The organism is Flavobacterium sp. ZB4P23 (assembly GCF_003970375.1).
In the GTDB taxonomy this organism is placed as follows: domain Bacteria; phylum Bacteroidota; class Bacteroidia; order Flavobacteriales; family Flavobacteriaceae; genus Flavobacterium.
Genome location: NZ_RYDK01000002.1, coordinates 78,989 through 101,705, shown reverse-complemented (window position 1 = coordinate 101,705; position 22,717 = coordinate 78,989). Strand labels below are relative to the sequence as shown.

17 protein-coding genes are annotated in these 22,717 nt (G+C 35.3%); 11 read left to right on the top strand and 6 right to left on the bottom strand.

The window, feature by feature from the left end; translation table 11 throughout:
* Positions 1-3: 3 nt before the first annotated feature.
* Together EKL99_RS03605 and EKL99_RS03600 are read left to right on the top strand one after the other, a co-directional pair.
* Positions 4-1,491: an oligosaccharide flippase family protein gene (locus EKL99_RS03605; RefSeq protein WP_126461105.1), complete on the top strand. Its 1,488-nt coding sequence runs from the start codon at positions 4-6 to the stop codon at positions 1,489-1,491.
* On the top strand, positions 1,484-2,239 hold the full coding sequence (locus tag EKL99_RS03600) for a transferase (protein ID WP_231507370.1): 756 nt from the start codon (positions 1,484-1,486) through the stop codon (positions 2,237-2,239). The genes EKL99_RS03605 and EKL99_RS03600 overlap by 8 nt, the downstream gene beginning before the upstream one ends.
* A gap of 1 nt (position 2,240) precedes the next feature.
* Here the strand turns inward: EKL99_RS03600 and EKL99_RS03595 are convergent, their stop codons facing one another.
* A complete protein-coding gene (locus EKL99_RS03595; RefSeq protein ID WP_126461102.1) occupies positions 2,241-3,140 on the bottom strand; it encodes a glycosyltransferase in 900 nt (299 codons plus the stop codon).
* Positions 3,141-3,186: 46 nt separating this feature from the next.
* On the opposite strand from EKL99_RS03595, the gene EKL99_RS03590 reads away from it, so the two are divergent.
* Genes EKL99_RS03590 through EKL99_RS03580 form a run of 3 tightly spaced genes read left to right on the top strand, consistent with a single transcriptional unit; the run spans position 3,187 to position 5,794 of the window.
* Positions 3,187-4,293 carry a glycosyltransferase gene (locus tag EKL99_RS03590; protein ID WP_126561847.1) on the top strand — a complete coding sequence of 369 codons (1,107 nt, stop codon included), beginning with the start codon at positions 3,187-3,189 and terminating at the stop codon, positions 4,291-4,293.
* A complete protein-coding gene (locus tag EKL99_RS03585) occupies positions 4,290-4,694 on the top strand; it encodes an FdtA/QdtA family cupin domain-containing protein (RefSeq protein WP_126461096.1) in 405 nt (134 codons plus the stop codon). The genes EKL99_RS03590 and EKL99_RS03585 overlap by 4 nt, the downstream gene beginning before the upstream one ends.
* Complete coding sequence (locus EKL99_RS03580; RefSeq protein ID WP_126564268.1) at positions 4,691-5,794, top strand: glycosyltransferase family 4 protein; 1,104 nt, start codon at positions 4,691-4,693, stop codon at positions 5,792-5,794. The genes EKL99_RS03585 and EKL99_RS03580 overlap by 4 nt, the downstream gene beginning before the upstream one ends.
* Here the strand turns inward: EKL99_RS03580 and EKL99_RS03575 are convergent.
* The 5 genes from EKL99_RS03575 to EKL99_RS03555 form a co-directional block, all read right to left on the bottom strand.
* Complete coding sequence (locus EKL99_RS03575) at positions 5,791-6,687, bottom strand: glycosyltransferase family 2 protein (RefSeq protein ID WP_126576417.1); 897 nt, start codon at positions 6,685-6,687, stop codon at positions 5,791-5,793. The two genes, EKL99_RS03580 and EKL99_RS03575, sit on opposite strands and share 4 nt — an antisense overlap.
* Positions 6,687-7,373, bottom strand: coding sequence for a cell division ATP-binding protein FtsE (locus EKL99_RS03570; protein ID WP_126461087.1), 687 nt, complete (start codon positions 7,371-7,373; stop codon positions 6,687-6,689). The genes EKL99_RS03575 and EKL99_RS03570 overlap by 1 nt, the downstream gene beginning before the upstream one ends.
* Positions 7,374-7,677: 304 nt before the next feature.
* Positions 7,678-8,592 carry a glycerophosphodiester phosphodiesterase gene (locus tag EKL99_RS03565; RefSeq protein ID WP_126576416.1) on the bottom strand — a complete coding sequence of 305 codons (915 nt, stop codon included), beginning with the start codon at positions 8,590-8,592 and terminating at the stop codon, positions 7,678-7,680.
* A 4-nt stretch (positions 8,593-8,596) separates the two neighbouring features.
* Positions 8,597-9,550, bottom strand: coding sequence for a carboxylesterase (locus EKL99_RS03560; protein WP_126576415.1), 954 nt, complete (start codon positions 9,548-9,550; stop codon positions 8,597-8,599).
* A gap of 5 nt (positions 9,551-9,555) precedes the next feature.
* Positions 9,556-12,057 carry a TonB-dependent receptor gene (locus EKL99_RS03555; RefSeq protein ID WP_126576414.1) on the bottom strand — a complete coding sequence of 834 codons (2,502 nt, stop codon included), beginning with the start codon at positions 12,055-12,057 and terminating at the stop codon, positions 9,556-9,558.
* A 253-nt stretch (positions 12,058-12,310) separates the two neighbouring features.
* Between EKL99_RS03555 and EKL99_RS03550 the strand changes: the two genes are divergently transcribed.
* The 6 genes from EKL99_RS03550 to EKL99_RS03525 all read left to right on the top strand — a co-directional run bounded on the left by EKL99_RS03550 (position 12,311) and on the right by EKL99_RS03525 (position 22,452).
* Positions 12,311-15,325 (top strand): tetratricopeptide repeat protein, encoded by a 3,015-nt coding sequence (locus tag EKL99_RS03550; protein WP_126576413.1) that lies wholly within the window; start codon positions 12,311-12,313, stop codon positions 15,323-15,325.
* Positions 15,326-15,399: 74 nt separating this feature from the next.
* Positions 15,400-16,263: a PhzF family phenazine biosynthesis protein gene (locus EKL99_RS03545; RefSeq protein WP_126576412.1), complete on the top strand. Its 864-nt coding sequence runs from the start codon at positions 15,400-15,402 to the stop codon at positions 16,261-16,263.
* A gap of 66 nt (positions 16,264-16,329) precedes the next feature.
* A complete protein-coding gene (locus tag EKL99_RS03540) occupies positions 16,330-18,135 on the top strand; it encodes a TonB-dependent receptor (protein WP_197037204.1) in 1,806 nt (601 codons plus the stop codon).
* 123 nt (positions 18,136-18,258) lie between these two features.
* Positions 18,259-18,708 (top strand): hypothetical protein, encoded by a 450-nt coding sequence (locus tag EKL99_RS03535; protein ID WP_126564263.1) that lies wholly within the window; start codon positions 18,259-18,261, stop codon positions 18,706-18,708.
* A gap of 269 nt (positions 18,709-18,977) precedes the next feature.
* Entirely contained in the window at positions 18,978-20,654 is a 1,677-nt protein-coding gene (asnB, locus tag EKL99_RS03530) for an asparagine synthase B (protein WP_126576411.1), read from the top strand.
* A gap of 172 nt (positions 20,655-20,826) precedes the next feature.
* The gene (locus EKL99_RS03525) at positions 20,827-22,452 is read left to right on the top strand and encodes an amidohydrolase (RefSeq protein WP_126576410.1); all 1,626 of its coding nucleotides are present in this window, start codon (positions 20,827-20,829) and stop codon (positions 22,450-22,452) included.
* Positions 22,453-22,717: the final 265 nt, after the last annotated feature.

Genomic DNA, 22,717 nt, shown 5'->3' with positions numbered 1-22,717 from the left:
AAAGTGTCCGATAGTAAAACGTCATATCATCGCATTGTAAAAACGACGTCGCTTTTTGGAGGCGTTCAGTTTTTTATGATTATTATTGGGGTTATCCGGACTAAGTGTATTGCTGTTTTTATTGGGCCTGAGGGAATGGGGATTATTTCTTTGTTGAACTCGGCGATGAATCTTGTGGGCGGTGTTACTGGTTTAGGGATTGAAACCAGTGGTGTAAAACACCTTTCCAGTAGCTACAAAAACGACAATTTAAGTACGATTGCATCTGTAGCAGCACTTATAAAAAAGCTCGCAGTACTAACCGGGATTTTAGGATGCGTTCTTGTGATCCTGTTTTCTAGTTGGCTGAGCCAAATTACTTTTGGGAATTCGAATCATACTTTTACCTTTGTTTTTATTTCGATCACCTTGTTGTTCCGGCAATTAATGATTGGCCAGCTGGTTGTTTTGCAGGGTTTAAGAAAAATGCGGTTTTTAGCCAAAGCTAATTTTTATGGAAATGGATTGGGGTTGTTAGTTTCAATTCCGTTGTATTATTATTACCGGATTGATGCCATTGTCCCCACCATCATAGTTGCTTCTTTAGCCTCACTATTGGTTTCTTTTTATTATTCGAAAAAAATACCATTTGAAAAAAATGTGTTTTCTAAAGAACAAGGAAATGCCGAAGGAAAAAGTATTATTAGACTAGGTATTTTATTGACATTAAGTGGTTTGCTGACCTTGTTATCAACGTATTTGATTCAAATTTTTGTTGGAAAATGGGGTGGTTTAGAACAAGTTGGGTTTTACAATGCCGGTTTCACCTTGTTGAATTCCTATGTGGGAGTAATTTTTACGGTCATGAGTACCGATTATTTTCCAAGATTAGCGTTCATTAATGCGGATAATGAAAAAGTAAGAACCAGTGTTGTTCAGCAATCGTTTGTTTCAATATTGATTATTACACCGGTAATCATTTTGTTTTTAACGTGCATTCCGTTGATTGTGAAAATTATATTTACACCGGAATTCAACGCCATTATTCCAATGGTTTGTTTTGGAATAATAGCAATGTTGTTTCGGGCCGTTTCGTGGTCAATGGGCTATATTTTGATTGCCAAAGGCGATTCGAAAATGTTTATGCGAACTGCTGTTGGATTTAATAGCATTTCGCTTATTTTGAATGTTTTAGGGTATTATTATTATGGTTTGGAAGGTCTTGGATTTAGTTTTTTGCTCTATTATTTCATTCATTTTTTGGGTTTAAAAATAATCACCAAAAAAAGATATGGGTTTTATTTTGAAAGCGATTTTTATAACACTTATTTAATTTGCATCTTGCTGTGTGTGGCAACTTTTTTGTTCAGACACCTTCCAAATCCAATTTTAAAGTATGGCTTAATGTCACTAATGGTAGTAGTGTCGATTGTTTTTGTTTTATTTGAAATGAACAAAAAGACCGCATTAAAAGAATTGTTCAATGCTATAATTAAGAAAAAGAATGATTGAAATACTTAAGAATGTTTACAGAAAAGTAAGATTTTTTTATCATCGGTTACAACTGTATTATTCCGTAAACTGGACCAAAACACTGTACTTTAATTTTAAAAAATTCCCGTATCCTATTGCTAAGCAGCTCCCTGTATTTTTTTATGGAAAAGTAAAATTTACTTCAATAACGGGTGCAATCAAAATTGAGGGAGTTGTCAAAAAGGGAATGATTGGTTTTGGACAACCTTATGAAATAAATACGCTTCACAAAGGAATTGCCGAAATCACTATTTTGGGAACGCTCATTTTTAAAGGTCACATACAATTAGGTAAAGATTATTTTATTTATGTTGGTGACGGTGGATTGTGCGAATTGGGACACATGGCTTCATTGGCCTCAAATGCAAAATTGATTTGTATGGAGCATGTTGTATTAGGGGATTACGCCCGTTTTGGTTCGGAATCACAAATTATGGACACTAATTTCCATCAGATGATGGATACTACAACGGGTGAAAAGTTTAAAATGACAGCGCCAATTAGAATAGGAAATTACAACTATGCAGCCAGCAGGGTTACGGTACTGCAAAATACGACTACCCCTGATTTTTGTACGATAGGCTCCAGTAGTGTGTGTACTGCGGATTATACGTCATTTGGTTCAAATATTTTGATTGGTGGTATTCCGGCAAAATTTATAAAAAACGCCATTTCCAGAGATTGGGAAGGAGAGAAAGCCTTGCTGGACGAGTATTTGATAGTGTAGTTTATGAAGCTAACAAATGAAATCGCAACTTAATTTCCATAATAATATAGCGCAGTAACAACGTATTATGAGCAGTTTTATAGGTGAGAATCATCTCAAAATGAATGCGTTTTAAAATTGCTTTATCCTCTTTTTTTGTTCTATTGAGCCCAATTGCTTTTTTAAGGATCAAATATGTACTCTGATTAATTTTTCTGGCTCTGGCATCTTTTTTCTTAAAAAAATGAGTGCCTAGGGAGTGGTGTACAATTCTTTTTTGAACCAGAATAGCATCAATAAAGTCAAATTCGTACGTTCGAGAAGCCCGAATCCAAAAATCCAAATCCTCGTACGCCAGCGTTTCATCATAGCCGTTCAAAGCATCGAAGAGTGATTTTTTGACCATTGATGAAACGGAGCAAATACAGTCACCACCAGAAAGAACGGATTCATAAATATCTCCCGTTGTTCTTTCCTTGACTACCTTTTGAAAGCTATCAACAGGGAAATAATAAGATTCGTGTTTGCCTTTTTCAGTGATTAATTCGACGTTTCCATATACAATTCCAAGATTTTTAAAAGTTGTGTTGTTGAAAGCATTTATTTGTGAAGTGATGCAATTGGGCAATAATACATCATCAGCAGCCAAGTCAATAATATAATCCCCTTTTGCTGTTTTTAAGGCATTATTGAAAGACTTAGTATTCCCTAAATTAGTGTCATTGGCTATAAATGGAATTTGTGGATAATCCAGAAGCCATTTCTCAATTACGGATTTAGAATTATCAGTACTGCAATCGTCTACGATAATCAACTCAATAGTATCGTAATGTTGGTTTAATACGGACATTAAGCTCTCTATTACATAATCTTTATGATTGTAACACAAACAAATAACGGTGACTAGTGGATTATCTTGCATGTTTTTTTAAAAGCGTTATATTTGAGACGAAAATAACAAATTGAGAATGATAATACCCAATAAAAAATATAAAATCGCATTAATAGGGTACCGATTAAGTGATGGAGGTGCTGAAAAAGTGATGGCTGTTTTATCCTTTTTTTTTGAAAAACAGGGCATAGAAGTTCATACTATTATTGTCCTGGATGCCGTTTCCTATTCCTATGCCGGAAAATTAGTCAATTTGGGTAAAATGAAAAACAAAACCAACGGTTTTTTAAATAAATTCAGTCGGTTTTTATTTTTGAAGAACTATTTGAAAGAGCATGAATTTGATTTTATTATTGATTTCCGATTTAGGATAAAACCCATTCAAGAATTATTAATTTCAAAATGGCTTTATAAAACCAATACTATTTTCACCGTGCACAGTTATTTGATTAATCATTATATGCCCAATTGGTCGGTGCTTACCCGATACATGTATGGAAATTGTTATAAAGTGGTTAGTGTTTCTAATCAATCGAAAGAGTTAATAGCGCGAAAGCACCAGCTGAAAAATGCGATTACCATTTACAATCCTATAGATATTGAGGAAATTGTCAGGAAGAGTGAAGAACCTGTGGCACTTAACTTCAAGTATATTATTGGGATAGGTCAAATGGAAACTAATATCAAGCAATTTGATAAATTAATTGAAGCGTATGCCCATTCGACTTTACCCCAAAAAGGGATACATTTGGTTTTATTAGGGGAAGGCAAAAGAAAAAATATTCTTTTAAAGTTAGTAAAAGAAAAAAAACTGGGAGATAAAGTTCATTTTTTAGGGTTTAAACAGAATCCGTTTAAGTACCTGAAAAATGCTAAATTCTTTGTTTTGAGTAGCTTGAATGAAGGACTGCCAAATGTTCTACTAGAATCATTAGCCTGTAATACACCGGTAATATCCTTTGACTGCTTAACTGGTCCAAGTGAAATAATTGTAAATAAAGAAAATGGTTTATTAGTTGAAAATCAAAATGGTAGTAAAATGACGGAAGCGATGAATTTATTCATTGAAGACGAAGTATTGTATCAGTATTGTAAACAAAATGCATTGGCAAGCGTACAATCCTTCTCAATTGAAAATATAGGCATGCAATGGTTAGATGTAATGAAAATTAGCAGAAAATGACAACAGTAGAAAACGTACAAGTATTAAAAATTCCTGTAATAGACGATGTTCGTGGAAACTTAGCCTACATTCAAAGTGGTGTAATTCCATTTGAATTCAAACGAATTTACTATCTCTTTGATGTGCCTAGTACTGCTTTTAGAGGTGGTCATTCCCATATTCAGCAACAAGAAATTTTAATTGCATTGAGCGGTAGTTTTGAGGTGGTTGTTCATGACGGTATCGAGAAAAAAAGCTACCTATTAAATAAACCAAACGTAGGTTTACTCATTACAACAGGAATTTGGAGAGAACTGCAAAACTTTTCTTCGGGATCAGTTTGCTTGGTTTTAGCCTCAGATATGTTTAAAGAAGAAGATTATATCAGAGATTATGACGAATTTTTGAAATCAAAAAAATGAAGTTGCTATTTGTAGTTCCTAACATTAATAACGCCGGAGGTGTGGCAAGAGTTATTGCTGTCAAAGCCAATTATCTGGTTGAACAATTAGGCTATGAAGTTGTTATTCTGACTCAAAACGGAGGTCATTCTCCTTTGTTTTATTCTTTTAATAAGAAGATCACTTTTCACGATATGATTTTAAAAGGAAAAAATCTTTCTTTTTTGAAAGCGTATTGTAAGAAACTAAACAGTTGTATTAAGACTGTAAACCCGGATATTATACTTGTTTGTGATAATGGTCTAAAGGCATATTTAATTCCTTTTATTATAAAATATAAAATTCCTCTGGTACTAGAAATGCATAGTTCCAGGTTTATTGAAGAAAGTGAAATTGTGACAAACAGTTTTACTAAATTGTTCTCGAATCTTGTTTTACAACTGAAAAAAAACGGAATAAAAAAATACAATCGATTTGTTGTTGAAACAAACGAGAGTATTTCAGAATGGAACATAAAAAACACACTGGTTATTGCGAATCCTTTATGGTTTGTAACGGAAAAATCTGGTGAATTAACAAACAAAAAAGTAATTGCGGTAGGGCGACATACGTACGAAAAAGGTTTTGACAGCATGTTGCACATCTGGAAAAAAGTGGTTTTAAAACATCCAGATTGGATATTGGAAATTTATGGAAAATCTAATGAAAATATCGATTTAAAACAACTTGCCCAAAAATTGGATGTTTCAAATAATATAGTTTTTTATGAACCTGTTCAGAATATTAACGAAAAATATTTAGATGCTTCATTTTATCTGATGACGTCTCGATATGAAGGTTTTGGAATGGTGTTAATTGAGGCAATGGCTTCCGGATTACCCTGTATTGCTTACGATTGTCCTTGCGGACCAAGAGCAATAATCACGCATAAAGAAGATGGATTTTTGATTGAAAACGGGAACGAATCGGATTATGTAGCGGCTATAGAAATTTTAATCGAAAACGAGGTGTTACGAAGTGAAATGGCAAAAAAGGCAAAATTATCGAGTAAAAAATATCACATCGATGCCATTATGCAAACTTGGCATCAATTGTTTATTGGACTCAAAAAAGGAGTTTAGGTTCTGCTCTTAAAGTCAATGGAGCATAAATAACCTGCTCTGAACAAATTAAAAACCAGTATATTAGGATTGTCTCCGGTCAGGTTTTTAAATAATAATTTTTCAAAAACGGCATTTATTTTTGAAATAATAAAAGTTGATTTGGTTGTTTTTAAAAAATGATACAGTTGCAATAATCGTACAAATTCAATGTCAATTTTTTTCTTCTGATACAATAAATTTAAATTTTCTAAAGACTCTTTGGTCTTGTTCAAATACACTAGATTAGTGTCTAAATCGCCATGTTCAACAGGGTTTTCTATATGGCTTACTTTGGATTTTAATTTGCTTAGTTGAAACGAGAGTTGGGTGTCATCGTGACCGTATTTTTTTATGGTTTTGTCAAATTGTACCGTGTCAAAACAGACTTTTTTAATTATGGTATTATTAAAAAGTAGTGAGTGGTAGGGTTTTGTCTTTCTGTTTGCAGCAGATTTATCTTCAATGAATCTTCCGTACTTCCACCGTAGTTTTTGATTATCAGAAGGACATTTTTCTGGATGCAAGCGTCCTCCATAAACCACATCAAAATCAAATAAATTTGATAAATATCTTTTGATATAATCAGAATTCAGAAAAGTAGAATCCCCGTCTATAAAAAGTAAATACTCAAATTTTGCTTTTTCGGCAAGTGAATTCCTGTTTTCTCTGTGGGCAATGTTTTCTTTTAATGAAACAAAACTGCAGTGAGAAAGCAAATTTATTTTTTCATTAAAAATATTTAGGGAAGAATCAGAAGCATCATCTTGGCATAAAATCTCAAAATCAATATTGCATTCCAAACATTGTTTGCGCAGCTCCAATGCTAAAGGATACACATTATAATTGTATATTGGGATAAGAATAGAAAGCATTACACGGCTCTCTGTTGCACTACTTCAAAAATTCGTTCGTCTTCACATTTTAATGTTTTCGAAGGGAATTTCATAAGCAACGCATAATCATGAGTGGCCATAATGACTGTTTTTCCATTGGCATTGATGCTTTTTAATACTTCCAAGACTTCAGCACTGGTTTGTGGATCCAGATTCCCGGTAGGTTCATCCGCAAGTATAAGTTCAGGATCGTTGAGTAAAGCTCTGGCAATGGCAACACGTTGTTGCTCACCACCTGAAATTTGGTGTGGCATTTTGTTGCCAAACTCTTTCATTGCTACTTTGTCCAGCACCTCATCAATTTTTCGCTGCATTTCATCAGCATCAGTCCAGCCTGTAGCTTTCAGGACAAATAACATATTGTCTTTAATGGTTCTGTCCGGCAGTAATTTGAAATCCTGAAAAACGATTCCAATTTTTCTTCTCAAAAACGGAATATCATCTTCTTTTAAGGTGGCTAAATCAAAGTCAACAATACTTCCTTCGCCTTCTTTTAAAGCCAAATCACCATACAAGGTCTTCATTAAGCTGCTTTTTCCGGAACCTGTTTTTCCTATAATATACAGGAATTCACCATGTTTTACCTCCAAATTTACATGAGCTAAAATAGTTTTTTGTTCTTGGAAAATAGTAACGTTTTTTAAAGACAGGACAGATTGTGACATAATACAGTTTGTTTATGGGGTAAAAGTAACAAGATAACGGTTCTATTCAAAATAAATTCTATTCTATTCAACGGATTTTCAAAAAACAGGTATAAACAAGGGAAAGTCCGAATTTTATTTAAAGCCAATTTATCCGCACTTTATTGCTGCTTGAAGTTCCCATTTTAGCATAAAAAAAGAGTAGAAAATGAAGGTTTTCTACTCTTTTAATGAAATATAATTTGTTAAGGACCTTTTCAGTAGCCTCACTCAAACAGGATAGTTTTGTTGCTTTAAGGAACAAATGAAATCAAGACGGAAGTTCTTATTTTTTAAAGCGCAATCCTCTATCGGGATAATCCGTTATGATGCCATCAACTCCCCAACCTAGAACCGTTTTCATCCGACTTGCTTCATTAATAGTCCAAGGAATAACTTTCATTCCTTTGGCATGTAATTCCGCTACAATTTCGGCAGTCAATAGCGTATGTTCTGGACTGTAGCTGTCTGGGATAAATCCCAAAGCATCTAAATTTGTTTTGACACTATCTTTGTACACCAGAGCCGCTAGTTTGTAATCAGGGTAGGCTTGATGGATATAGCGCAGTACTCTAAAATCAAAACTCTGGATAGTTAGTCTTTCCATAGGGATACGCCCTTGGATTGTTTTAATAAATAAATCTGCAAAAACCTGAGGTGTTGGATGGTATTTATTGTCCCCCTCTGGAGTACTTTTTATTTCAATATTATAGAAGATCTTTTGGTCAGATAAAAGTTCAGACTGCGCAATTACATCCAACAGCAATGGTTTTGAAACCCTACTATTAGTCTGCTCCGGAAATTGTGGATGTTCGATGGTGCCACAATCATAGTGCTGTACTTGTGAATAAGTAGTCTGATAGATATTTAAGTTTAATTCGTCCTCCTTGTTAATAGTGTTTCCTAAACTATCCAAACAAATTATGTGGTTGAAAAAAGGATCATGTGATACCAGTATTTGGTCGTCCTTTGTAACAACTACGTCTAGCTCTAAGGTGTTTACTCCCAATTTGATTGCGTTTTCAAAGGCAACTAATGAATTTTCGGGGTAGAGTCCTCTTGCTCCACGATGCCCCTGTAAATCAAAATTAAAGAGAGTTTGAATTTCACCAGGAAGTAATTGGACTATTTGTTTTTCTTGTTGAGCCTTGCAACCTAGCGTACATATTGCTAAAACTGCTGTTATTATGATTTTATTCATGTTTTTATTGTAAAATTGTTTGGTTTAAAAAGTCTACCGTAGCCTGATGAACACCTTGCCAATCCTTTGAACGTAAATCACAAGCAATAACATGATCCCCACTTTCTGGAAAGGCTATTTTTGTTTTTTTGTTTTCAGGCGTTCCTAAAGAGTTGTACATTGTATGCATGGCAGAAACGGAAACGACTTGGTCTTGTTCTTTTTCGTTTTTGTAATAATAGCCTAAGAAAACCGGACACTTGACCTTTGTAAATGTAGTTTCGGTCATGTTTTGCTTAAGCATAGTGATTAAGGAAACATAGCCATTGATGTGGTAATTGGTAGACCAGTACTTAGCTTGTTCCTCTGGGCGGTTTTGTGTTCGCATATTGCCACCAATAGTTTCTTTGAATTTCTCTCTACCACCAGGCAGGATGATACCCGCCATAGCAGGATTAAATAAATCGACAAAAGGCGAATAGAGGATCAATCCCGAGATGCTAGGATCTTCGGATGCCAATTTCAAGCTTAAAGTTCCTCCCGTCGAGGTACTGACCAAAATTACTTTTTCTCCCAGTTTTTTCCCAATTTCTAGTGCTTGTTGAGCAGAGGCAATATAGTTTTCAGGCGTAAGAAATTCGAAGGTGTTTTTACGATAAAGACCATGTTCCTCTAAACGCGAGAGGTAGATGTTGGCTTTGTATTGTGTAGAAAGCTTTTTTAAAACCGGTTCTCCCTCACGGTGACTGGCACCAAAACCATGCAAATAAACAAAAGCAACAGCTGTTTTTTTGTTTTTATACCCATCAGCCCATATTATTTTAGCCGCATTGTTTGGCTTGATTCCAATTACTTTAGCTTCTGTAGTAGCGAGATAGGAATCTAAGCTGGATATTTCTACTGTGCTTATTCCTTCTTGGCTAAAAATAGAAGTACAAAAAAAGAGTGCTGCAAGTAGTGTGTTTATTGTTTTTTTCATTTTTGTTAAAATTTAACAGCCATTTGTACACCATAGAACTGAGGTGCACCAGCTATAAAAGTTGGTATTCCAAAAGCACCACCGGTATTTCCGGCATCAATAATATACTTTTTGTCAAAAAGATTAGTCATGAATAATCCTATTTCGTATTTTTTTCTAATGGTTAATCCTGTTCTGATATTCAAAAGACCATACCCTGCTTGTGAAATATTAGGTAAGTTTGTTTCTTCAAAAAACACTTTCGATTTGTATGTATAGCTTGGTCTAAGGTAAAGGTCTAAGATAGTGTTTACAGATGGATTGTAATTAAATCCAACAGAAAAGGAATGTTTTGGAGTCAATCGGAAAGTATTTCCCGCCAATTGTTGTTGGTTCCCGTCTGAATCCGTTTCATCAAAGGCAGCATCGATGTACGCATAATTGACAAAGAAAGAACTGTTTTTTGTAAACTGATATTGCAAGGCCGTTTCAAAACCAAAAGTTGAGGCAGAACCGCTGTCATTTGGCTGAATCACTAAACCATTCTGTTCGTCTAATCGTGCGATAGTCGTTTGAAAATTGCTGTAATCGTATATAAAAGCATTGATGTCAAATTGCAATCGGTTGTTTAGGAAGAGAGATTTGGCGCCAAATTCATAAGACCATACCGTTTCATCCGATAATACATTAACAGTTTTCGCGGTAACATTAATTACGTTAGGTCTTCGGCCTCTGGCAACATTCCCAAAAAGAGTAATGTGGTCCGTTATATCATAATTTATAGCAAATCGTCCAACAGCAGAGGTGAAGGTTTCGCTGGCAGTACGTTTTCCATTTGTAGGAGCAAATAAGTTGTTAGGAAAAACTCCTAAAAAATTACCCAATACACCAGGCTGATCTGCATTTTGAACCTCTAAACCGGCATTACTATTTTCTAAAGTAGCTCTTACACCCAAAGTAAAAGTCAATTTATCAGTTAAATCATAAGATGCATCTGCGAAGATATCTCCAGAATAATTCTCTCCAAAATTGGTTGATTTTTCTTTGTTGAAAGCTAAAAGCGGAGCTCCTGCCAATGGACCAAAAGCAGGGTCGTTTGGAATATTTGGGTATAAGGTAGGAACGCCATTAACGATTAGTGTGTTTCTAGCTGCCAATAAGGCAAAATAACTTTGTTCATTTACTTCAAAAGGAACCGCTTGAGATCCTTTTTCATAAAAAACATTTGCTCCAAAGAAACCGGATAATTTATTTTTATCATTAAAATTAAATCTCATTTCTTGGCTGAATTGTTTTCCTTCGGCAATTTCTCTAAAGTAAAGCACTGGAGCTGCCGTACCATCGGCATCAAAAGCTTCATCTGATTTAAATTCTCTGTAAGCTGTGGTGGCGGTCATATCCCAATTAGGATTGATTTCAGATTTCAATATCGCTGTAAGACCATAAACTTTTCTGTCGATTCCCAATTCGGTTCCTCTTTCTAAGTCCGCAAAGGTATTTGGGTTGGTTGTTCCACCTAAAGGGGCATAAGTTCCGCTTTTGAAACCCGTTCCCGGTGGGGTGTCCTGTTGCCAGTTTGCAATTAAATCTAAACTGGTTTTATCACTCATTAAATATTTTAAGGAAGTTCTAAAAGCTAGCGTTTCTTTACCATTCAAGTTGCCTCCAGATCTGTTTTCTATAAAACCGTCTCTTTTACTCAGGATTCCGGCTACTCTTACAAATAGGTTATCCTTAATGAGGGAAGTGTTTACAAACCCATTCATTGAGAACTGATTATAATTACCCGTTCCTATTTTTAGTTCTCCTGAATTTTCGTTTTTAGCTTTGTTTTGAATAATATGCATGGCACCAATTTGTGCACCTCTGCCAAAAAGAGTTCCCTGAGGACCTTTTAGAACTTCAACGCGTTCAATGTCAAATAACTCTACTACAGATCCTCTGGATTTACTGATGGAAACGCCATCTTGAAAAATTGAAACGCGTGGTTCTACTCGAGAATCCCCACTATCACTGGTAATTCCTCTAATAACGATACCAGGATTATTTACACTTTGAATCTGGATTTGTAATCCAGGAACATAATCTGAAAAAGCATCATATTCTGAAATCCCTAAATTTTCAATAAATTTCCCCCCATAAGAGGTAATGGCGATGGGAACATCTTTATTTAATTGTTCTCTTTTTTGGGCGGTAACAATAATACCATCTAATTGAAAGGAACTTTCTTTTAAAATAAAATTTTGTGTTGTTTCGGATTGGTTTAAGGAGATTGAAATTTTTTGACTTTCGTAACCAAGATAGGCCACTTGAATTGTGTAAGTGCCGAATTTTATATTTTGCAATTGGTAACTTCCAGCAATATCAGTTATCGTGTTCTTAGATATGGTATTAATGTTGATTGATGCACCAATAAGAGGTTTGCCTGATTCGTCTGTAATGATTCCATTTAAAGTGCTGTTTTCTTGTGCTTTAATAGTAAAAAACCATAGTGTACTCAATAAAATAAAATAGTAATTAACTTTCATTTTTTTTATATGTTTATGTTTAAATTTATTAAAGTAAAGATATTTTTAAGGTGTTAAGCCAAAACTCGTTGTCCGTTACTATTGTGTTAACGGATCCGGTGATCAGGTTATTAAAAGGTATAATAATTGGTCAGTCTGTTTTAAGAAGGTTAAATTATAAACGGTTAAAAAAAAATATTCATAATAAAAACCAATCGCAATTCGTTATAAAGATCAGAATGCAATACATTTGAATTATTAAAATAAAACCACAATGCGTAAAATTTCTTGGCTTTTCTGTAGTTTCTTCATTAGTAGCACTATCAGTATTTCGGCACAAAAATCAACTATTTATACCCACGATTTAAAGGATTTCAACAAAGCGGTTTCGTTGTTTAACGAAGAACAATATGCATCGGCACAAATTATTTTTAATAAAGTAAAAGAATCCGCCGGCACCGATGAATTAAAATCAGATTGTGCCTATTATGTGGCAAATTGCGCCATTCGTACTAATCAAGCCAATGCAGATCAGATGATGGAACGCTTTGTTTCGGATTATCCTACGAGTGTCAAACAAAATCAAGCGTATATCGAGGTGGCACAGTATCATTTTAGTTTGGGAAATTATCCCCAAGCCCTGCAATGGTTTGACAAAGTGGATGAAAGGAATCTGAGCAGAAAGGAGCAAGACCAGTTTAATTTTCAAAAAGGGTATAGTTTTTTTAATGCCAAAAAGAAAAAAGAGGCAACTGTTTATTTTAATAAAGTGGTGAATGCTCCTGAATATGGTTCGCAAGCTAAATATTACTTGGGATTCATGGCCTATGAAGGAGATGATTATAAGCAAGCGACAAAATATTTTGACGCCGTTTCCGGAGAAGAAAAATACAAGGAAAAACTGTCTTATTATCAGGCGGATATGAATTTTAAATTAGGAAATTTCCAAAACGCAATTGATTTAGGGGAAAAAGCAATGGCCAAATCAAATCCTTTAGAAAAATCGGAACTTAATAAAATCATTGGCGAAAGCTATTTTAATTTAAAAAAATACGATACCGCAATTCCCTATTTAGTTGATTATCAAGGTAAAAAAGGAAGATGGAATAATACGGATTTTTACCAATTAGGATATGCGTATTACAAACAAAAAGACTACGAAAATGCCATTTCTCAGTTCAATAAAATCATAGGTGGGAAAGATTTTGTTGCACAAAACGCCTATTATCATTTGGGGGAAAGTTACCTCAATACAAACAAGAAACAGCAAGCTTTAAATGCTTTCAAAAATGCGTCGGAAATGTCATTTGACGAAGCAATACAGGAAGATGCGGGTTTGAATTACGCTAAATTAAGCTATGAACTTGGAAATTCCTATCAAAGTGTGCCTGCAATTTTGCATGCTTTTTTGAAGAAATACCCCAATAATGCCAACCGTTCAGAAATAGAAAGACTCTTGATTGATTCTTATATTTCTTCTAAAAACTATAAAGAGGCCTTAGTAATATTGGAAAAAAACAGATCCCCTGAAAACAAATTAGCGTACCAGAAAGTTACTTTTTTCAATGGGTTAGAATTGTATACAGACGGTGATTATCCGGAAGCCTTGACTATGTTTACGCAGTCTATGAACGAACAGAAAGATCCGTATTTTACTGCCAGAGCGGCTTTCTGGAAAGCAGAAACAGAATATGTTTTGAATGATTTTAAAAATGCGTTGTTGAGTTTCAAACAATTTGCAGGCTTTGCACAAGCCTCAAAAACTCCTGAATATAAAAATCACAATTACACGATTGCGTATGCTTATTTCAAATTGAAAGAGTACGATCAGGCAGGGAATTATTTCGAAAATCAGATTGAAAAAGCACCAGAGGATAAAGTGCGTTTGAATGATTCGTATTTGCGTTTGGCAGATTGTCGTTTTGTAACCTCAAAATACGGTCCCGCAATGGATGCGTACTCTAAAGTGATAGCCTCTAAAAGTGTCGATGCGGATTATGCGTATTTTCAAAAAGCAATTTCCTATGGATTTATGGATAAAAACGATAAAAAAATAGAAGAATTGAATGCTTTTTTACAATTGTATCCAAAATCGGGTTACCGAGATGATACTTTATTTGAACTAGGGAATACGTATGTTGCCGAAAATAAAAATGATTTGGCTTTAAAAGCGTATGAGCAACTGAATACAGAATTCAAAAAGAGTTCTTTTGCCTCAAAATCTATTTTGCGCCAGGGATTAATTTATTTTAATTCAGACAGGAATGATCAGGCAGTAGTGAAGTTTAAGAAAGTAGCGGCTGAATTTCCTCGGTCTCCGGAGGCATTAGAAGCAGTAGCTGCAGCCCGATTAATTTACGTAGATATGGGCAGAGTAGATGAATATGCAACTTGGGTACGTACCCTAGATTTTGTGGCTGTCACGGATGCAGAGCTGGATAATGATACATTTGAAGCTGCCGAAAAACAATTTCAACAAAACAATACCAAACAGGCAATTACAGGTTTTAGTGGGTATTTAAGTCAATTTTCCCCAGGAATACACGCCTTGAAGGCTAATTATTACCTGGCGCAATTGTATTTTTCTGAAGGATCTGAAAGCAAATCAATTCCTAATTATGAATTTGTAATAGCCCAATCCAGAAGTGAATTTACGGAGCCATCTTTAGTGCGTTTGGCACAGTTTTTTCTGAAAAATAAGGAATATGACAAAGCAATTCCGGTATTGTCCCGTCTAGAAAACGAAGCAGATGTTTCTCAGAATAAAACATTTGCACAATCCAATCTGATGAAATGTTTTTATGAAAATAAGGACTATACAAATTCAGTAGTGTACGCGGAGAAAGTCTTAATGAATCCAAAGACTGATGATAATGTCAAAAGTGATGCGCAAATTATCATTGCACGCGCAGCAATGCAAACTGGTGATGAAGCCATAGCACGCGCGGCTTATGCCAAAGTAATGACAATTGCTAAGGGGGAATTAGCGGCCGAAGCCCTGTACTACGATGCTTATTTTAAAAATAAAGAAGAAAATTTTGAAGCTTCTAATGTTGCCGTTCAAAAATTAGCCGAAAATTATGCGAGCTATAAGTATTTTGGAGCCAAAGGATTAGTCTTAATGGCGAAAAATTTTTACGGACTCAAAGACAGCTATCAGGCGACTTACATTTTAGAAAACGTCATTCAGAATTTTACTGATTTTCAGGATGTAGTTTCAGAGGCACAAACTGAATTAGACAGAATTAAAGCGGAAGAGTCCAAAACAAATGCATCGATAACTAAATAAAGCTGTGAGTGGAAGTTAGAAAAACAACCAAAATCAACGCGAAAAAATAACTGAAAACAAAAAAAACATACGGAATGAATCTACCTTTTTACATCGTTGATGTTTTTGCAGAGAATAAATATGCAGGCAATCAACTCGCGGTTTTTTTAGGTGCTGATTCCTTGAGCGACCAGCAGCTGCAGACAATTGCCCGCGAAATCAACTTTGCCGAAAGCACCTTTATTACTAAGCTTCAACCGGAGAATAAAACTGCTGCGATTAGGATTTTCACACCAGACCACGAAATGAAGTTTGCAGGCCATCCAATCATAGGAACATCATGGGTTTTGATGCATAAAATATTTGAGAATAAACCTGAAAAGATTTCGCTGTCGGTTCCAATTGGTGAAATTCCGGTATATCAATCGGGAGATTTGGTTTGGCTACAGGCGGCTCAACCGGAGTTTTTGAATACTTTTTTAACGGAAGATTTTTTATCCTTCAGCAATTTAAGCAGAGCTGATTTTGAGGATAAATTTCCCATTCAGGAAGTGACTACAGGAAGCGCTTTTGTGATTGTTCCTATTAAAAGTAAAAAGGCACTAGAGCATTTGATTCTTGATAAGGATAAAATGAAAGAATGGCTGCATGCACACTGCAAAACCAGTCATAGAGCGTTGTATTTTTATTGTTTGGTAGAAAAAAAGCTGAGTAGCAGGATGTTTTGTATTGAAGCGAATCAGCTTATAGAAGACGCGGCTACGGGAAGTGCGAGCACGTGTTTACAGGCTTTTCTTTTAAAATATCACTCGCCGGAAATTCAAATGATTAATCATCAGGGCGATTTTATAAACAGAGCCTCTCAGATTTATTTCGATGGAAAATTAGCTGAAAATCAGTTTGATATTAAAATTGGAGGAAAAACACAATACCTCGCAAAAGGAGAATGGGAAGTGTAACGTACCGGTTAAAAATGCAGTAGTAAAAAAAGTAGCAGTAGGAAGTTAGCAGTAAAAAAATAAAACATGACATTTAAAAACAAAGTAATATCGTTTATAAATAATAGCGTAACGTTTTCGGATCCGTTCCCTTTGGGGAGCGTTGGGTTGGGGATTTTATTTCTTTTCGTTTCTCAAGTTTCATTTGCACAAAAGAAAGAGCAAATAGGTACCGAGACCGTAAATGTAGTCAAGCCCTACACACCAACCATATTAGATGCTTTCAAAGTGAAGGAAACACCGTTGCTGGACGAAGAAGATAATACGAAAAAGGAAACCGTAAAGTATACTATTTTCTCTTTCCCGGTAGCATCAACTTTCACGCCGTCTAAAGGAAAAGCAGCAGGCGTAGAGAAAGAAAAAGAAGCCGTTTTGTTTCAAAACTACGCCACATTTGGTGTAGGGAATTACGGAACCTTTGTAGGGGAATTATATGTGAATCATGACCTTAATGCTACGGATTATATTGGTGGCATGTTTCGGCATCACTCCTCCCAAGGGGGTATTGAAAAGGTGATTCTGGACGATCGTTTTTATGACACTTCGATTGATTTGATGTATGGATCAAATCGAAAAGAAGTTTCATGGAATCTGGATTTAGGATATCAAAACCAAACGTACAATTGGTATGGATTACCGGCTGATTTTGGTACTACGCTGGCGCCTCAGGACAGAGCAATCTTGATCAGTGGAATCAGGCCGCAGCAATCCTACAGTACGCTGACGTTAGGAGGGAATGTAGCCTTTAACGAAAGTTTTTTTAATAAAATGAGTCTGAAATTTAATCATTTTTCTGATATTTTTGATTCTTCAGAAAATAGGTTTTACGCCAAGCCAACTGTAGAATTTGATGTGATGGATAGTGCTGTAAAAACGGACTTAATCATAGATTATGTTGGTGGAAGTTTCAATAATAATTATTTAAATACCAATACAGAACCAATCAAATACGGTTTTACAAATCTGGGAATTGCACCTAGTTTTGTGATGCAGGAGGAGGATTGGACACTGAATATTGGTGCCGCTATTTTTTATAGTCTGGACAATCAAAACAGCAATAATAAATTTTTTGTGTATCCAAAATTTAACGCTTCCTATAATGTTGTTGGTGATTTGATGATTTTTTATGCGGGAGCCGAAGGAAATTTAAAACAAAACTCGTACCAGGACTTTGTAGATGAAAATCCTTTTTTGTCACCAACACTCGCTATTGCACCTACGGATCAGCAGTATGATATTTTTGCAGGATTAAAAGGGAAATTGACTAATAATATGAGTTATAATATAAGAGGTTCATATATTAATGAGCGCAATAAGGCGTTGTTTAAAAGCAATGATTACAATGAAAATGCAACCAATCAGGACTATGCTTTTGGGAATTCTTTTCAAGTGGTGTATGACGATATGAGAACGTTGAATTTTTATGGAGAAGTAAAAGCTGATTTTTCTAAGAACGTGACTTTTGGAATCAACGGAAGCTTTAGCAGTTTTACAAATGATTTTCAACAAGAAGCGTGGAATTTGCCAGCTATAAAATTAAATTCAAGCTTGGATGTTAACATAACAGAGAAGTGGTTTGCTGGTACAAATGTGTTCTATGTGGGCGAGCGAAAAGATTTTCAGGTTAATACCAATGTGGTGACTAACGCTGCTCCTGTAACTTTGAGGTCTTATTTTGATGTCAATGCAAATGTTGGTTACAAATATAGCGACCGATTGACTGCTTTTGCCAGAGCCAATAATATCACTAATAATGCCTACCAAAAATGGCAAAATTATCCAGTGCAGGGATTTCAGGTGATTTTAGGCGTGAACTATAAATTTGATTTTTAATCCCTACCCCAGGCCTCCCCGAAGGAGAAGGAGCCGAAAAGTAAAACAATCTTCGCTTTTTTTATTTAAAAACTTTGAATGCCTGACAGGGTTCAAAACCCTGTCAGGCATGTAAATCTACTTATGACTTTCAAACAAAAAATACATACCCATTACCTGCAATTAGTTCAGGATCGAATCGATGTTTTCAAAGACATGATTGTCGCACTTACCGAAGATTCTAAAAACGATGCTAAAGGTTCAGCCGGAGATAAACATGAAACCGCTTTGTCTATGATGCACATTGAGCAGGAAAAACTCAATCGTAAATTGAGAGAAGTACTGGACCAAAAAACAGTTTTGGATAAAATTGATGCTGGCACAGTTGCCGAAACCATTATTGTGGGGAGCTTGGTAAAAGCGAACGGAATCTATTTGTACCTGAGTGTGGCACTTCCTAAAATCAATGTCGAAGGAATCAATATTATCGCATTATCACCACAATCACCTTTGGGAAATAAACTGATGGGAAATCAAGAAGGATTTACTTTTGAGATAAATGGTACGAAGTATTTGGTTGAGGATATTAAATAAAAATCCGTTATTTACATCCGTCTCATTTGCGTCCCATTTTACAATCCGCAACTTCAATTCTATTTTTAGCGCCTTTCCATTACGGTTTAAACGTAAATTCTATTTTTTAGTTATAAATTATAACTAAAAAGAGTATTTGCGTTTTTCAATTAGAACTATAACTCCATCTTTGCCCTATCAAAATGAACAAAGCAGGTTTCTTTCATAACTTGACTCGAGAGTTTTACTCGAACAGGCGAAGCAAACCTTAAACTTTAAACAAAAAAATTATGTGCGGAATAGTATGTGCCTTTGATTTAAAACAAAAAGCGGAAGTTTTAAGACCGCAAGTATTAGAAATGTCTAAAATTATCCGTCATCGTGGACCGGACTGGAGTGGAATTTTTAGTAATGAAAAAGCCATTTTGTCTCACGAACGACTGGCAATTGTTGATCCTGCTTCAGGGAAACAACCGTTGTTCAGTGAAGACAAACAACTTGTTTTAGCAGCAAATGGTGAAATTTACAACCACAGAGAATTACGTAAACAATTTGAGGGTAAATATAACTTTCAAACCGAAAGTGACTGCGAAGTAATTCTAGCACTTTACAAAGAAAAAGGGCCTCATTTTATAGATGAAATGAATGGGATTTTTGGATTTGCTATTTATGATGTCGAAAAAGACGAGTATTTTGTTGCTCGGGATCACATGGGAATTATTCCATTATACATAGGTTGGGATGAACACGGAACTTTTTATGTGGCTTCTGAATTGAAAGCATTAGAAGGCTATTGTACTAAAATCCAATTATTTCCTCCAGGACATTATATGTCGAGCAAAGATGGCGAATTTGTACAATGGTATAAAAGAGAATGGACAGATTATGATGCTGTAAAAGACAACGTAACCAGCATTGATGAAATCAAAGTGGCTTTAGAAGCTGCTGTTCACAGACAACTAATGAGCGATGTACCTTATGGTGTCTTGCTTTCAGGAGGTTTAGATTCTTCTATTACTTCGGCTGTGGCCAAAAAATATGCGCAAAAACGTATTGAATCCGGAGATGTTGCTGATGCTTGGTATCCGCAATTGCACTCTTTCTCGGTAGGATTAGATGGTTCTCCAGATTTAGCGGCGGCGCAAATCGTAGCGGATCATATTGGAACCATTCACCACGAAATTAAATTCACTATTCAAGAAGGGTTAGATGCAATTAAAGATGTAATTTACAACTTGGAGACTTACGATGTGACTACGATTAGAGCATCAACACCAATGTGGTTGATGGCAAGAGTTATTAAATCTATGGGTATCAAAATGGTGTTATCAGGTGAAGGAGCAGATGAACTTTTTGGAGGATATTTGTATTTTCACAAAGCGCCAAACGCGAGAGAATTTCACGAAGAAAACGTACGTAAATTAGGAAAACTTCACATGTACGATTGTTTACGAGCGAACAAAAGTTTAGCCGCATGGGGAATTGAAGGACGTGTGCCATTTTTAGATAAAGAATTTATGGATGTGGCGATGCGCGTTAATCCACAAGATAAAATGATCAATACAGAACATCCTATGGAAAAGTGGGTGGTTCGTAAAGCTTTTGAAGAGATGTTGCCGCCAAGTGTAGCTTGGAGACAAAAGGAACAATTTAGTGATGGTGTAGGTTATGGGTGGATTGATACATTAAAAGAAGTTGTCGCTGTTGAAATTACCGATGAACAATTAGCAAATGCTAAATATAAATTTCCGTTGCAAACTCCTACTTCAAAAGAGGAATATTATTACCGTTCGATTTTTCATGAGCATTTTCCAAGTGATGCCGCCGCTTTGTGTGTGCCGCAAGAAGCAAGTGTGGCGTGTAGTACAAAAATTGCATTGGAATGGGATGAAGCGTTCAAAAACATGAATGATCCGTCCGGAAGAGCGGTGGCAAGTGTGCATGATGATGCGTATGCAAAAGCATAAATACAATTAAATAAGATTTTATAAATAGATAAAACGCTCTCCCTTTTGAGAGCGTTTTTTTATGAGAAATATATTTCGAGAGTAGTTTAGAATTTGAAGAAACATTATAATTACACATTGTCTAAAATAATTAGGAGGAGTTCTTTATATTAGCAAAACTAAAATGTTTATTATGAGAGATATTACTTTATTCTTTGTTTTATTTTTATTGATTTCGTGTGATCAAAAAAATAAGATTTCCGTTGATACCATTATTACCGGTGCCACTATTTACACGGTCAATAACTCCTTTGAGAAAGCTTCGGCTATGGCAATCGATGAAGGTAAAATTATCGCTATTGGGACTAATGGTGAAATTTCAAAACAATATGAATCCAAGAATACGATAGATGCGAAAGGTAAATTCATTTATCCAGGCCTGATTGATGCACATTGCCATTTTTATAGCTATGGATTGAGCTTGCAGGAATCGGATTTGCGCGGTACCAAAAGCATGAACGAAATAATTTCCCGTTTAAAGGCTTTTCAAAAAGATAAAAATCCAACCTTTATTGTGGGTAATGGTTGGGATCAAAACGATTGGAAAGTCAAAAAATATCCAACAAAAGCAGATTTAGATGTTGCGTTTCCTGATATTCCTGTAGTTTTAAATCGAATCGACGGTCATGCCATTATCGTGAATAGTAAAGCTTTGAAGTTAGCAGGAATCACAAAGGATACGAAAGCTGTTGGTGGTCAGATCGAAATTACAAACGGGGAGCCAACAGGAATTTTAGTAGACAATCCAATGGAATTAGTGTTCAAAATAATTCCAAAACCAACCCGTAAAACACAAATAGCCGCTTTGCTTGATGCCGAAAAAGTGATGTTTGATTACGGATTGACGACCGTAAATGATGCAGGATTGGATCCGGACATTATTCACTTGATGGATAGTTTGCAAAAGGCAAAAGTGATGAAGCTTAATGTATATGCAATGATTACTGCAAATCAAAAAAACATTGATTTATACTTAAAAAAAGGAATTTATAAAACAGATAATCTAAATGTGCGTTCCTTTAAAATGTATGGTGATGGTGCCTTGGGTTCGCGTGGCGCGTGCATGCACAAACCGTATTCCGACAAGCCAGGCGAATATGGCGCTTTGTTGGCACCAATTTCTGGATTAAGCGATGTAGCTAGACAAATTGCAGCTTCAAATTTTCAGTTGAATACACATGCCATTGGCGATTCAGCAAATACGGTGATTTTGAAAATTTACAGAGAAGTTTTGACAGGCACAAAAGACCGAAGATGGAAAATTGAGCACGCTCAAGTTTTGCGTGAAGCGGATTTTGACTATTTCAAATTTGGAATTATTCCTTCGGTTCAACCTACGCATGCCACATCTGATATGTATTGGGCTGAAGACAGATTGGGAAAAGCAAGATTGAAAAATGCCTATGCTTATAAAAAATTACTTCAAAAAGCTGGAATGGTAGCTCTTGGAACTGATTTCCCAGTAGAGGAAGTGAATCCGATGCTTACTTTTCATGCTGCTGTAGCCAGAAAAGACAGTAAGGAATATCCAAAAGGTGGTTTCCAAATGGAAAATGCGTTGACTAGAGTTGAAACTTTAAGAGGAATGACTATTTGGGCCGCCTATTCTAATTTTGAAGAAAAAGAAAAAGGAAGTCTGGAAGTAGGAAAATGGGCTGATTTTGTGATGTTTGACACGGATTTAATTATGGTGAAAGAGAATATGATAGTAAAAATGAAACCAACGAATACCTATTTAAAAGGTCAGAAAGTGAAGTAATTGAATTGTCAGCCTTTTATAATTTACGATTAATTCTGCAAACAATAGCATTTTGTAGAATACATTGTTAAAACATAGGAGTCATATAAGTTTTTAATTTGAATAAAATTAAATAAAACTAAAAGTTCATTTAAGTAAAGTCACATAGCCTTGCAAAGAACTTTTTTAACTTATTTTCCTTTTAATAACGATTTGAGAAACTGACTTTTTTAAACTTACATGACTTATATGTTTAAAATTAATGCTGTTTATTTTAAAATGTAGC